The organism is Roseospira goensis, assembly GCF_014197795.1.
Classification (GTDB): domain Bacteria; phylum Pseudomonadota; class Alphaproteobacteria; order Rhodospirillales; family Rhodospirillaceae; genus Rhodospira; species Rhodospira goensis.
In genome coordinates this window covers 1-12137 of record NZ_JACIGI010000058.1, presented here as the reverse complement: position 1 = coordinate 12137, position 12137 = coordinate 1, and the positions used below count along the sequence as shown (strand labels likewise).

The following is a 12137-nucleotide window of genomic DNA, read 5'->3' as shown; positions in this document are numbered from 1 at the left end:
TCGCGCCTTGAACGGCCTGACCCCGCTCGCGTACCTTCAAAACGCTCTCAAGGAGCCTTCTCCAGAGTCTCAGGCAGCCTGAACCCATACACGGCGTGACAGAACGCTTGTCAAGCAGGGCGGCGGCGCTTATGGTGCGCCGCCTAGGTCGGGCGCGGCGCCCGCCGCCGTACCGCTCATGCCGCAGTAGCTCAGCTGGTAGAGCAACGCATTCGTAATGCGTGGGTCGGGGGTTCAAGTCCCTCCTGCGGCACCACTTTCGGAAGCCTGCTAGCACGTCGCTCAAACGTGTGGATGTTGTCACCCGAGTTCGGAGAGGCAGCCGCCAAGCAATCCGCTCCGATCTCGCTCAAGTAGGTTTCCAAAGCCCGGGCCGCTTCTGACAGGTGGTCCGGGCTCATTTTCGTGTACCGCTCGGTCGTGCGGTATCCGGTGCTATGCCCCAGCCATGCGGCCGTGTCTTCGATGGACACCCCGCGCGCCCGAAGCTCGGTCGCCACCGTATGGCGGATCACATAGGGCGACACATCACCCGACAGCCCAGCGCGCTCGCGCACGACGCGGAACGTCTTACGCACGCTGGCCACCGGCTTGTCGTGCCAGGAGACCACCGGCCCGGCCGGCAGCCCGGCCAGGACCGGAACCAACTGCGACACCATGGGGATGGTCGGGCGCCGTTTCTTGTTTTGCGGGCGGCCCGGCGGATTGAGCCGGATCACGCGCCGCTCGATATCGCACTGGAACGTCGTCAGGTCGGTGATCGCCTCCGGCCGGGCGCCGGTTCCGAAGGCCAGTAGCAGGTACACCCGCATGTGGTCGGGCATGTCCACCGACAGGAGGGCGCGAGCCTCGGCCACGGTCAAGACCCGTTCGCGCGGCTCCGCCTCCGGCGCAAGGGAGAGGTCTATGTGCGGAACGGCCGTCACCTCCCCCAGCCGGGCCGCGCGGTTCAACGCGGCGGCGCCAACGGCCAGGACGCGCCGGATGTAGCCATTGGACAGTCCCTCGGCCTGCATCCGGCCCACCCATGCCCGTTGCCGCTCGTGCGTCACCTCAGCCACCAGCGCGCCCGGAAACGCCTCAGACCAGCGCCGCAGCGCGGTCTTGGCGTCCCTCCCCGTCCTCTGTTTTTCGGCGTGCTGCTTGTAGTAGCGCACAAGAATGGTCTCCAAGGGGGTGTCGGTCGGTCTGGCGTCCTTCATCCGACCGCGCTCGATCACGAATGCGGCCAGCTTCAGTTCCGCGTCCCGAAGGTCGCTTGTGCCAAGCGATTCGCGCTTTGTCTGTCCAGAGGAAGCGTCGAACCATGTGGCGCACCAACGGTCTGAGTTTGGCCGTTTCGTGAGATAGTATTCGCCGATTTGACAGACGCGCTCGCGCTTTCGCATATGTTGTCCGCCTCATCTAAATATTCTTTAATCCAATCCAAGCGGTATTTCCAGCGACCACCGATGAGCTTGGCCTTTATCTTGCCGGCCTTGCGCATCCTCTGGATGGTGGACAAGCTCACGTCCAGTATACTGGCAGCCCGTTTCTCGGACATCAATTCGGGAAGACGGGCCACCTCAGTCATGCGCAAAGACCTCAAAGATGCAATCGCCGGCCGCGCGGGCTGGAGTCCTACCCCCGCCGCCGGCTGTCGGTGTTGTTGCGGTCACCGCCGACTGGACCGGGCGCCGGGTCCGATTGGCCGGCGCCAAAGCCATTGGGCAAGCGCCATCACGCGGCGGCGGCGGTCGCCACGCCGTCCAGGCGCACCGCGACGGTGGCCGCGCCGTTGCCGGCGGCCTGAACCGCCGTGCCGATGGGGTAGTGGCCGGAGTCCGGCAACACCACCTGCCCCGGGTCGATATCCCACGACACGGCGGCACCTTGCCCGATGACGGCCGTGGACAGCTTCGGCAGGGTCCAGACACCCGTCGTCTGAAGCACTACGTCGGCCGTGGCCTTGGCATCGGTCAGGGCCACGCCCGCCATGGCACCGACAATGACCAGATCACCGGAGGACACACCCCCGGCCGGCGCCGCGACGGTGACCCGGTCACCATCCTGCAGGAAGGTCTTCGCCATGATCAGAGTCCTTTCGTGGTCGAAATGCGCACGGTGTGAACACGGGCCGTCCCCGAAGCCGACGCGATGGCCCGGTTGAGACGGGAGAGCGCGGCCTCCATTTCGGTCATGTTGCGATAGGTGACCCGCTTCCCATCGTGCTCGACGCTTAACGCGCCCGCCGCCATCTGCCCTTCGAGGGCATCACGGCGGGCGATCAGGGTGGCCAGGTCCGCCATGATCAGGCGGACCCTTCGTTCAGGTACAGGCCCCGGTAATCGATGGCCCCGCACCCGAAATCGAGGCCCGCGCGCACGCGCACGCCGCGCGTGTCGAAGTCGATTTCGGTGTGAATCTGGGGGCCTTCGGCGCCCTGGACATAGCCGTACACGAGGGAAGGCACCTGCATCGGATCGGCCACCACATGCCACCGATTACCGGTGATGTTGGCGTCAACCACCAACTCCAGCTGCCCGGCCCACGGGTTCACGTCCCCGGACTTGGTCGGGGTGATCGCGGCCAGGACCTGACGCGCGGTCAATTCAGTGTCCGGACCGCACACCAGGAACTTCGGCTGGACGTTCAGCTTCATCCCGTCCAGGCCGGTCATCTTGCGCAGCGCCGCGACGGCCGCGCCAACGGTGGTCACGCTGATCGCCGCGCCCGTACCAGCCTTGTTGCTGTGTGTGACATGGAACAGCGTCACGCCATCGCTCATGTTCGGGCCATCCGACGCCAGCAGGTCATACACCAGCCCGTTTTCGAACGCGGCGGCGCGGACGGCGATCAGGGCGGAGAAGTCCGCGAGAGCGCCCAGGTCATCGTTGATCAGCGCCCGCCGGCCAATGGTGATCCCGGTTGCGAATTCCTTGGGCGTCACCGTCTCGCGGTTCTCGCTGATCGTGCCGCGCTCATGCGGCGCGCCCTCCGCCACTTCCACGAAGTCCGGGAAGTCTCCGACGCGAAGGAACTTGTGGGCCTTGAAGTCGTTCATCGGCTTCTTCGCCGCAAGCTTCCGGTAGGTCGGTTCAGCCGCCTGATACTGCGCCAGCAACGCCTTGTTCGCCCCATCCGCCAGCAGCAGCGGGAAGTCCGACGTGGAATGGGCACGGGTGAAGATGGTGTTGAACACCGCGTCCCGGTCGAAGGCGTTCACGCGCTCGCCTCGTGCCGCCTCCAGTTCGGCCACCATGTCCAAGGCACGATGCCGCATGAACTGCGCCGCCATGCCCTCCGGCTTCACCAGCGGCGAGAACTGCGCCGCCAACGCGCCCGCCATGGCCCGGCGGATCACCGCCGGGTCGGTGTAATCGGCGCCGCCGGAGACGGTGGTGGGCCGGTTGTTGATGACGGGTGCCGCCCGGGTATGCATGGTACCGGGCCCGGCGGCGCGCGCCTGCCCGCCGTCCTGTCCGTCCTTGCCGGCGGGCGCGTTGTCGTTCGTACCCTTGGTCACGGCCGCCTTGATCTCGTCGAGCGTGGCGGCCATGCCGTCCACCTTGCTTTCGAGGGCGCCCACACGGCCCTCGATGTCCTTGCCGGACTCGGCCTCTGGCGCCTTGGCCGGGGCCGTCTTCGTCTCGGGGTCCATCGTGATGTGCTCCTTTCGCACGGTGGCGCCGGGGTCGCTCCCCAGCGGGGTGAAAGACAGTTCCCGGGGCGTCCACTTGGTGGCGCGGAACACCGGCAGGCCGTCGCGGGCGCCCGCGCGCGTCCATGCCTGAACGCTGTAGCCCAGCGACACGCCGCGCACCGATCCGGCCTGGATCTTGTCCATCAGGCGGTCCGCTTCCGCGGAGCCGTCGAACCGCACGCTGGCGATGATCCGCGCCCCTTCGACGCGGACGAGCGCGACCGCGCCGACCACGGCGTCCACGGCGTTGCGGTGATCCATGAGAACGGGGGCTCCGCCGAAGCCGGTCAGGTCCGCACTGGCCGCGTCCAGTTCCTCGATCCACGCCCCGCGCACCTCGGGCGCGGGCGCCGGCGCCGGGCGCGGCACGGGCGCCGGGCCGGACAGGGCCACCACGTCCACGGTGCGGGCCTCCCGGTTCAGGGTGGCGGCCCCGCCGGCGGCGCGGGTGCGCAGCGCAGGGGCATCAAGCGGCATCGTCGGGGGCCTCCGGCGCCGGGGTGGTGGTGGCGGTGCTGGTGTCCAGGGTCAGGCCCAGCCGGGCGGCGCGTGCCTGTTCGGCCGCAATCTCGGCATCGATCTTTTCGGCGTCGTACCCGCGTTCGGCGATGGACTGTGTCCGGGACTTCAGGCCCGCCCGGATGGCGATGATTTCCGCCTCGGCGTCCTTCTTGGGATCGACCCATTCCTGACGCGGGGGCAGCCACTCGACGCGATGGAACGCGGCGGGATCGTCGGCATAGCCCGGCAACAAACCAACTCCGCCGGCCGTCGAGACAACCCGGTCCCACACCGGTTGGCAGAACCGGGGCACCATGACGTTGTGTTGCCAGTGCTCCAGCCGCTTGCGGAACTCGACCAGACCCGCGCGGATGGACGAATAGTTGACGCCCGCCAGGTCCCCGGTCAGGACCTCGTAAGGGATGCCCAGCCCGGCCGCGACCGCGCGCAGGTGCGCCTTGGTGAAGGCGTCGTAATCTTCGAACGCCTTGGGGTCGAACCAGTCCACACCCGTGCCCGGGGGCAGGTTCAGCAGGCTCCCCGGCTCCATGCCGGCGGTCAGAACACCACCGTCCTGGGTTCCATCCATGCCGCCCGCGTTGCCCTCGGGGTCGGTGATCGCGCCCATGATCATGGCGCGGGCCTTGGCACTCACCAGGGTGGCGTCGTCCAACTGGTCCAACTCGTGCAACTTATGCAGCACGGGCGCGAGCCACGACAGCCCGCGCAACTGTCCGGGCTCATGCGCCTGGAACAGATGGACCATGTCCCGCGCGTCGATCCGCACAGGGGTGAAGGCATTCACGAACGGCGCGGTCGGATCGTCCGGACGGCGGGGAAGAACGTGGTACGCCTGCACCCGGCCCATGTCGTCCAGCTCCACGCCCGCGCGCACGCGGGACGTGGGGCCGACCATGGGGAATTCATAGGGCACCTGGTCCGCGTGGATCAGGCGAAGGCGCGTCAGTCCCGGTTCGTCGGGGTCTTCGAACAACTGCCCGAAGCACTCCCCGACCTCGATCATCTGTCGGCACCCCATGGCCTCGCACCCGTAGAGACCCCCGGCACTGTCATAGTCCAGCCGGTCCAACAGGCGCCCGGTGACCTCGTGGATCCGCTCCCGGGTGGCCGGGTCGGGATGCTGCGAGGACGGCTTGATGCCCGGCCCGACGATGTTGGATACGAGGGCCTGGACGGCGGCGCCGGCGTGGGCGTTGTTGCGCACGACGTGCGTGGCCCGCGCCTGGATCGTCCGGCCGGCGCCGATCACCTCGTTGGTCAGGGACCGACCCGACACCGGAGCCCCGGACCAGCGCCGCCCCAACCCGCCGGCATCCAGCGAGCGGCGGAACAGCCGCCGGACCATGCGGGAGAACGACGCGGCCATCGTCAGGCGCCCCGAAGCTTCTCGGCCGTTTCGCGACGGATCGCGGAAACATCCAGGATCACCGCCAAGCGTCGGACCGCGACCTCCGCCTGAAGTTCGGCCGTATCGTACATAAGGGCGAAGTCAACGTAGTCCCGCCCTTCCGTGTCCCGCGCCTTGATGATGGACACGTAAAGCGGTTCTTCAGGAACGCCCGCTTCTTCGTACTCCTGGTGAACGTCGATCCAGGACCGCAGGTCCTGGCGACTGAAGACTTCGGCCGCAACCCGGATCGGGACATCATGATTGACCAGCTCGGCAATACAGGCGAGCGAGACGATATCGGCGAAGCTGAACGTCCGGGCGCGGCCTGCCACCGTTTCCGAAGCACCGGGAATGTACCCACGGTGAATCCAGGAATTCAGGGTGTTGCGGGGAATGCCCGTAACGGCGGAAACCACGATGGCGGAGTACGAGAGGTTTGCGGTCATTGGCCTGCCTCACCTGTTGCGCTTGCACCAGCCTAAGGGCAAAGCTAGTGCATATGCAATAGGTTTTTTCGTTGGTAGGGAGAACGTTTTCAGAACCCAGCCGCCACGGCCCCCATCACGGCGCCCGACAGCACCGCCAACGCGTACCGTGCCACCCGCTTCGCCCGCGCCCGGCGCCGATAGGGTCGGGTCAGGTCCTCTGCTCGGCGCCGCGCGAAGGCGCGAAGGTGGGCCTCTATGCGCGCGCTTTCCCGGGCCAGGGCGGAGGCTGCAAGGTCATGGTTGGGTCTGGTGGCGATGCCCACGGGCGTTCCGTCAGTCATGGTCCGGCCCTTCCTGGATCACGACACCGACCGCGAGGGCGGCTCGAACGGCCCACGCCGCATGGTGTCCGTCCGGTACCGGTATGCGCATCCAGACGGACCGGTCACCATACGGTCGCGGATCGTGCGGTCCCGGGTCGGCGGCTTGGATCAACCCGAAGTGTGGGGTGCGTCCCGAGGCCTCGTTCACGATAGCCACCACCTCGTCACCGGGCTCCGGTGTCCCGTTGAGGTCCACCAGCCGGAGCCGGCCCCCGATCCGCATGAGGGCCAGACCGAACAGGTCGTCCGGCGGCGCATCCGACCACGACGCGGCGTCGAAACGCGCCGGTACGATGGGCGGCGGGTCCGACCGGAACCCGGCAACGGCAGCGATGGGAACGGCGGCGGCGGACGCCGCGAGGGCACCGACCGTCAACACGGCGCGGCGGGTGGTGGTGTTCATAGTGGCCTCCTGAAGCATCGCATGATACGTTCACGATCAGACGATCCCACGGAGATAGCCTGAGTGTCAAGCGATATCCAAACGATCACAGGGGCGCAGTTGCGGGCGGCACGCGCATTGCTGCGGTGGACAGCACAGGACGTTGCGGAAAAGGCGGGGATCGGATTGGCTACCGTTCGCCGCTCGGAAGCTGTGGACGGTGAAGTGCCAATGACCGGAGGCAACCAACGTCTGGTCCGCCAGGCCCTCGAAGCGGCCGGTGTGGAGTTCATTCCCGAGAACGGCGGTGGGCCGGGCGTGCGATTGCGGAAGGGGATCCCGCCGTGAGAAACCGCCCGGCGGGAGCGTGTGGCGCCCGCCGGGGGCGGCGTGGTATGTCTCGAAACAGCCATGCCTCGTGCTCCTACACGGGGTTTCGGTCAGGCCGGCGACGGGAGCTTCCACCTTCCCCGCCGGCCGCTCCGCCCCAAGGTGGACGAAAGTGCTATCCCGTGATAGCTTTCATCTCACTTGTGCCTCTTTTCGCGCCATCACGTCAAGAGGTTTCCACTCATTTGTGAGATGAAAGTGATTACATCCGACCAAATCCGTGCCGGGCGGGCATTGGTAAGGTGGTCCGCCGATGACTTGGCGAAGGCTGCCACCATCGGAGTGTCAACAATCCGCCGGATCGAGAGCGCGGAAGGGGTGCCAAACGCCGCGACGAAGACACTTCTGGCGATCCAACAGGCCCTCGAAGCGGCCGGTGTGCAGTTCATTCCCGAGAACGGCGGTGGGCCGGGCGTGCGATTGCGGAAGGGGACCCGGCCGTGAAAGGCGCGTCCTCGGTCTGAGTCGCGAAGAGGGTTTGTGCTCGCCCGATTTGGCGAGCAAGATTGTTACGCGCGATTGCAGAGGGGAAGGCCATGAACCCGGAGGGAACCGAAGCCCTGCGCCAGGAGTATCTGGCGGACATGGGGGAGGACCTGGACCCCGAGAAGTTCCAGCCCGGAAGCTATGGATGCCACGAAGCCTTGCACATGGCCTCCTTCCTGATGGAGTCGGTGGACGGGAGCGTGTTGGAACACCCCGCGGTCGTCCTGAACCCCGAGTGGTTCGCGCTTGCGGCCCAGGCGCATGATGCCCTGTTCGCGCTGTATCAGGCCATTGGCGCCGCCCATCTTGATGCGCCGGACGTCTCGGACGGGAACCGATCCGGTGCCGGGCTTGCGGAAAGGTAACCCAAAGGGTTATGCTTGATCATGCGAAGTGGCCCGCTGGTGACCATCGTCGAGACGCGCGCCTTCATCTCCCGTGCGGCGGACCTGATGGATGAGGACGACCGCGACGCCTTGAAAACGATGCTGGCGGCAGACCCCGAGTGCGGCGCGGTGATGCGCGGGACCGGCGGGGTTCGCAAGGTACGGGTGGCCCTGCAAGGGCGCGGCAAGAGCGGCGGGGCGCGGGTGGTCTACTATTACCGGAACGAGGCCATGCCGCTGTTCCTGTTGACCGTCTTCGCCAAGACCGAGAAGGACAACCTGTCCCGTGCCGAACGAAACGACTTGGCGGCGCTGGTTCAGGTGCTCGTTGACACGTATGGGAAACGACCATGACCAAGGCTTTCGAGGCGATCCGCGACGGGTTGGAAGACGCCATTGCTTACGGCCAGGGCGACGCAGCCCGCGCACGCGAGACGGTGGTTGAGGCCGAGCGGGCGGACGTGGCCGCGATTCGCGCGCGCCTGGGCATGAGCCAGCCCGCCTTTGCCGGGGCCTTGTCCGTGTCGCTGTCCACGGTTCGCAAGTGGGAACAGGGGCAGCGTGTCCCGAGCGGCGCGGCGCGGGTGCTGTTGCGCGTCATGGAGCGGGAACCGGACGCGGTGCGCCGCGCCCTCCGCCCGGTCACTGCGGAGACCAAGACCATCCCCGGACAATAGGGCGCCTGACCGGGCGTGCGGTTGCGCAAGGGGACCCGGCCGTGAAAGGCGCGTATCCGGCTTGGTTCGCGAGGGGATTTGAGCACCCCCGTTTCGGGGAGCTCAGTTTTTCAACGACTTCCGGCGGGGCGCAGGATGGCCACGGCCAGCAGCCCCCCCACACGTTCGCCAGATTTGGCGAACGTGTTCCGAATCAAGGGCTTCGCTTTCGCCCCATTTGGGCAATTGAACCAGCGGCCGCCGGAGCGACTCGCCAAAACGGGCGAATTGTTATAAATCAAAGACTTAGGTTCTTCCCAGCGTGGGAATACCTCGCTCACCAAATCGGGCGAGCAAGTTTCGATCGCATAGCATGCCGATGCTTTGGGGCGGTAGCATCGCCGGTTCCGATGCTACCGCGCTATGGGAAAGGCGGCAAACCTTGGCCGGCATGTCGCCGCTAACTTCTTGATTTTCGCCATTTCCCCCATTCTGGGGAATTGCTCCAGAGGCCCGGTCACCGCTTCCGCGTCAAGTGGGCCTCGTGCAGTTCCTTCTTGAAGTGGTCGTTGAACGCCTCCTCGACCGTCTTGCGGATGATATCCAGGAAGGCGAAGCGGGGCCGATACTCGACCTTGCGCACGAACACGAGGGCGGGCACGAGTCGGCTCCGTTCGCGCTTCCACACACCCTCCGGCAGGTCCGGCCGGGGACGCCCGACGAAGTAACTATCCGTGTTTCGGGTCCGGGTGCCCTCCTCGGCCCGAAGGCGTTTCAGGATGGTGGTGACGCGCCCGCGCGTGACGTTGCCGTGTTTGTCCAGGGGCACGCCCTTGCCCGGGACGGCCTGGGCCTTGACCCGGACACCGCCGACGGACCGCAGCGCGCGTTCGAACGGCTTGGACTGGCGGTCCCCGCCCGCGATCTGCGCCGCGAGGTACCGTGCCGCCGGCGTCCCCTTCGAACTCGCATCCTTGATCCCGACGGCGGACTGAAGCGACGATTTCGACGCTTTCAGGATGTACAGGCTGTTCAAGGTGAAGGGCTTCGGCCGGTCGAACACCCGCGCCATCTCGGCACGCGCGCGGCTCTTGCCCGCTTCGGCCGTTCGGTTGAGCGCCTGCTTGAGGGCGAACGGGACCTGACGGTCCGAGAAATCCCGGATTTCGCGACGGGCTTCGTCAAGGGTCTCATCAATCGAAAGCTTGATCGGCATGGTGTGCTGTCCTTTCTCCGGCCAACGCGGGTTCGCGCTGGCAAAAACCTGGCGCCGCCTACCCCAACCAGCTGGACCGGATGACCGCCGGCCGGGCCGAAGCGCGAACGGCGTTCGCGGTATCGGTGCCCGTCCGCGTGACGTCGGTTGAGGCAACGCCACCCTCCGCCGCCACGTGCGGCGCCGGCATGGGCGCGGACAGGGGCAAGCCGCCGGCGTTGGCCTGGCGCCGGGCCTCCCATTCCGCCGGCCCCCAGCGGGCCGCCCCCAGCGCCAGCAGCGCCGCCGTGGCGTAGACGCGGCAGTCCAGGGCCTCGTTGCGCGGACGTGTCTTGCGCCACTCCCGGGTTTCGTATCCCTTCCGGTTCGTGCCGGTGACCAGCTCCTCCGCCGTCAGCTGCTTGAAGTATTCGGCCTCGTATCCGTCCGGGAAGTGGCAGTAGCCCGGCGGGAACGCCCCGTCATCGCCGCGCGTCAGGCGAAGGCGCCCGTACAGTTCCCCCTTCAGCAGGTCCACACCGACCGTCCAGACGCGCACGCCGCGCGTGCGTGCCCGCCGGCCGGCGCCGGTCACCTCGGTTCGGGTCGCGGTGCCCAGCGCGGTCAGCATGTTTGACCGGCCCTTGATCGCCATGGCGAGCTTCTGCCCGGTCTTCCCAACCCAGCGGTACACCGCCGGCGTCAGGAAGCCCGAGTCGATGGCGATCCGCTGGATCGTCATGGCATCGCCCCCGCCCTGGCGCCGCCACGTGTGGCGCACGACCTGGTCAAGCGCCTTCCACACCTCGGCCCCCTCCGGTGGCCCGTCCAGCACGTGAGTGCTGATCGACCAGCTTTCGAAGCCCTCGCCCCATCCGACCACCTCGACCTCGATGCGGTCGGGCTGCACGTCGGCGCCGGCCGTCAGCACGGCCACGCCCTCGGGTACCTCGCCGGCCGTGTAGCCACCGCGCCGCTCCCACAGCGGTTCCCAGGCCGGGGCCTCGCCCTGGTCCCGCCAGGTCTCCCCCAGCTTGGTGTTGACGAACACCTGCATCCGCGCGGGCGAGTCCTTCGCCTTCTCGTGGTCGCGCGCCAGGTCCGCCCACGACAGCCAGCCGACAGGCGAATACAGCGACGAAATGTGGAAGCCGGCGGTCTCGCCGTCGCCGTCCGCCTCCGCCCGCCATTCGCCCCGGGGGAGCATGGTCGCCTTGTCCGCGTTGACGATGACGCACCCGTTGTGGGCGCACGCGTAGAACGCCGTCTCCGGCGCCCCTTCGGTCCAGCGCATCTGATCCCAGGTCAGGACCTGGAATTCACCGCAGTGCGGGCAGGGCACCCAGAACCGCCGTTGGTCCGATTCCTGATAGGCCCGCTCGATCCGGCTGTGCCCCTCGATGGTCGGGGTCGAGACCAGGAACACCTTGCGCCGATGCCCGAAGGTCGCGGTGCGCTGCACGGCCAGATCGATCGGATCACCCTCGCCGTCGGCATCGATCGGGTAGGCGTCCACCTCGTCCAGGAACAGGAACCGAACCGGCATGGACCGCAGCCCCACCGCGCTGTTGCCACCGGTGACCACCAGCAGCCCGCCGGGGAACTCCTTCAACAGGGTGGTGTTGCCGCTGTCGCGGCTTCGCGGGTCCCGGACCAGTCCGGCCAGGGGCGGGGCCTCCACCAAGTCGTCCAGGCGTTGGCGCGACCACCGCTTGGCGCCCTCGACGGTCGGTTGCACGGCCATGATCGGACCAGGGTGCCAGTGGATGAGATAGGCCAGGAAGTTGTTGCCGGCCTCGGTCCCGCCCAGCTGGGCGCCCTTCACGAACACCACCCGTTGCCACCGCGCGTGCGGGCTCAGGGCGTCCATGATGGCGCGCAGGTAGGGCGTGCGGTCGGTGCGCCAGGGGCCGGGCTCCGCCGCGCTCTTGCTGGTCAGGCGGCGGTGTGTGTCCGCCCACTCCGAGACGGTCAGCAATGGCGGCGGCGCCGCCTGACGGCGGTAGGCATCCCAGCACCAGGCGGCGGCATCATCCAGCATCGGCGAAGGTCTCCGGCGGGGCCTCGACCATGGCGCACAGTTGGTGGCGCACATGGGTTTCGAGGGCATGAAGCAGGGCCGGTTCGGACACGCCGAATTCAGGTTCATCACGGAATTCCGGGGAAGGCGGCGCGGATCTTGAGAAAGAAGTAGGCGTCATCCCGGAAACCGTAGGCCATCCGCTTGATGACCTTGA

General features: G+C 67.4%; 14 protein-coding genes, 1 tRNA gene and 1 pseudogene. 5 read left to right on the top strand and 11 right to left on the bottom strand.

The genetic code is table 11. The annotated features are described in order from the left end of the window. Positions 1-180: 180 nt before the first annotated feature. Positions 181-256 (top strand) — tRNA-Thr (locus GGD88_RS17880). A 151-nt stretch (positions 257-407) separates the two neighbouring features. On the opposite strand, the pseudogene GGD88_RS19460 reads toward GGD88_RS17880, so the two are convergent. The 9 genes and pseudogenes from GGD88_RS19460 to GGD88_RS17840 all read right to left on the bottom strand — a co-directional run. Further along, positions 408-1016: pseudogene (locus GGD88_RS19460) on the bottom strand (site-specific integrase); the annotation flags it as partial. A 218-nt stretch (positions 1017-1234) separates the two neighbouring features. Next, a complete protein-coding gene (locus tag GGD88_RS19000) occupies positions 1235-1573 on the bottom strand; it encodes a helix-turn-helix domain-containing protein (protein ID WP_246423859.1) in 339 nt (112 codons plus the stop codon). 146 nt (positions 1574-1719) lie between these two features. Beyond that, positions 1720-2070 carry a DUF2190 family protein gene (locus tag GGD88_RS17870; RefSeq protein WP_184438037.1) on the bottom strand — a complete coding sequence of 117 codons (351 nt, stop codon included), beginning with the start codon at positions 2068-2070 and terminating at the stop codon, positions 1720-1722. A gap of 2 nt (positions 2071-2072) precedes the next feature. Continuing rightward, a complete protein-coding gene (locus tag GGD88_RS17865) occupies positions 2073-2288 on the bottom strand; it encodes a phage head-tail joining protein (protein WP_184438035.1) in 216 nt (71 codons plus the stop codon). 2 nt (positions 2289-2290) lie between these two features. Next, positions 2291-4159 (bottom strand): prohead protease/major capsid protein fusion protein, encoded by a 1869-nt coding sequence (locus tag GGD88_RS17860; protein ID WP_184438033.1) that lies wholly within the window; start codon positions 4157-4159, stop codon positions 2291-2293. After that, on the bottom strand, positions 4149-5570 hold the full coding sequence (locus GGD88_RS17855) for a phage portal protein (RefSeq protein ID WP_246423858.1): 1422 nt from the start codon (positions 5568-5570) through the stop codon (positions 4149-4151). Before GGD88_RS17855 ends, GGD88_RS17860 begins: the two co-directional genes overlap by 11 nt. Positions 5571-5572: 2 nt before the next feature. Further along, a complete protein-coding gene (locus tag GGD88_RS17850) occupies positions 5573-6040 on the bottom strand; it encodes a MerR family transcriptional regulator (protein ID WP_184438031.1) in 468 nt (155 codons plus the stop codon). Between the two features lie 89 nt (positions 6041-6129). Next, complete coding sequence (locus GGD88_RS17845; RefSeq protein WP_184438029.1) at positions 6130-6363, bottom strand: hypothetical protein; 234 nt, start codon at positions 6361-6363, stop codon at positions 6130-6132. Beyond that, positions 6356-6808 (bottom strand): hypothetical protein, encoded by a 453-nt coding sequence (locus GGD88_RS17840; protein ID WP_184438026.1) that lies wholly within the window; start codon positions 6806-6808, stop codon positions 6356-6358. Before GGD88_RS17840 ends, GGD88_RS17845 begins: the two co-directional genes overlap by 8 nt. A gap of 63 nt (positions 6809-6871) precedes the next feature. Here GGD88_RS17840 and GGD88_RS17835 point away from each other — a divergent pair, with 63 nt between their 5' ends. From GGD88_RS17835 to GGD88_RS17820, 4 genes are all read left to right on the top strand, one after another. Further along, the gene (locus tag GGD88_RS17835) at positions 6872-7135 is read left to right on the top strand and encodes a helix-turn-helix transcriptional regulator (protein ID WP_343056419.1); all 264 of its coding nucleotides are present in this window, start codon (positions 6872-6874) and stop codon (positions 7133-7135) included. A 578-nt stretch (positions 7136-7713) separates the two neighbouring features. Then, positions 7714-8028 (top strand): hypothetical protein, encoded by a 315-nt coding sequence (locus GGD88_RS17830; protein ID WP_184438024.1) that lies wholly within the window; start codon positions 7714-7716, stop codon positions 8026-8028. A 39-nt stretch (positions 8029-8067) separates the two neighbouring features. Beyond that, complete coding sequence (locus GGD88_RS17825) at positions 8068-8403, top strand: type II toxin-antitoxin system RelE/ParE family toxin (RefSeq protein WP_343056418.1); 336 nt, start codon at positions 8068-8070, stop codon at positions 8401-8403. Next, positions 8400-8726, top strand: coding sequence for a helix-turn-helix domain-containing protein (locus GGD88_RS17820; RefSeq protein ID WP_184438021.1), 327 nt, complete (start codon positions 8400-8402; stop codon positions 8724-8726). Before GGD88_RS17825 ends, GGD88_RS17820 begins: the two co-directional genes overlap by 4 nt. A 496-nt stretch (positions 8727-9222) precedes the next feature. Here GGD88_RS17820 and GGD88_RS17815 read toward each other — a convergent pair whose 3' ends face one another. Then, positions 9223-9921: a hypothetical protein gene (locus GGD88_RS17815; RefSeq protein WP_184438020.1), complete on the bottom strand. Its 699-nt coding sequence runs from the start codon at positions 9919-9921 to the stop codon at positions 9223-9225. A gap of 58 nt (positions 9922-9979) precedes the next feature. Beyond that, on the bottom strand, positions 9980-11941 hold the full coding sequence (locus tag GGD88_RS17810) for a phage terminase large subunit family protein (protein ID WP_184438018.1): 1962 nt from the start codon (positions 11939-11941) through the stop codon (positions 9980-9982). Between the last annotated feature and the right edge of the window lie 196 nt (positions 11942-12137).

Excerpts from the sequence above, each read along its gene's own strand:
- GGD88_RS17865 (WP_184438035.1), bottom strand. The coding sequence starts at position 2,288 with ATGGCGGACCTGGCCACCCTGATCGCCCGCCGTGATGCCCTCGAAGGG.
- GGD88_RS17860 (WP_184438033.1), bottom strand. The coding sequence starts at position 4,159 with ATGCCGCTTGATGCCCCTGCGCTGCGCACCCGCGCCGCCGGCGGGGCC.
- GGD88_RS17820 (WP_184438021.1), top strand. The coding sequence starts at position 8,400 with ATGACCAAGGCTTTCGAGGCGATCCGCGACGGGTTGGAAGACGCCATT.
- GGD88_RS17850 (WP_184438031.1), bottom strand. The coding sequence starts at position 6,040 with ATGACCGCAAACCTCTCGTACTCCGCCATCGTGGTTTCCGCCGTTACG.
- GGD88_RS17810 (WP_184438018.1), bottom strand. The coding sequence starts at position 11,941 with ATGCTGGATGATGCCGCCGCCTGGTGCTGGGATGCCTACCGCCGTCAG.
- GGD88_RS19000 (WP_246423859.1), bottom strand. The coding sequence starts at position 1,573 with ATGACTGAGGTGGCCCGTCTTCCCGAATTGATGTCCGAGAAACGGGCT.
- GGD88_RS17855 (WP_246423858.1), bottom strand. The coding sequence starts at position 5,570 with ATGGCCGCGTCGTTCTCCCGCATGGTCCGGCGGCTGTTCCGCCGCTCG.
- GGD88_RS17870 (WP_184438037.1), bottom strand. The coding sequence starts at position 2,070 with ATGGCGAAGACCTTCCTGCAGGATGGTGACCGGGTCACCGTCGCGGCG.
- GGD88_RS17815 (WP_184438020.1), bottom strand. The coding sequence starts at position 9,921 with ATGCCGATCAAGCTTTCGATTGATGAGACCCTTGACGAAGCCCGTCGC.
- GGD88_RS17845 (WP_184438029.1), bottom strand. The coding sequence starts at position 6,363 with ATGACTGACGGAACGCCCGTGGGCATCGCCACCAGACCCAACCATGAC.
- GGD88_RS17830 (WP_184438024.1), top strand. The coding sequence starts at position 7,714 with ATGAACCCGGAGGGAACCGAAGCCCTGCGCCAGGAGTATCTGGCGGAC.
- GGD88_RS17840 (WP_184438026.1), bottom strand. The coding sequence starts at position 6,808 with ATGAACACCACCACCCGCCGCGCCGTGTTGACGGTCGGTGCCCTCGCG.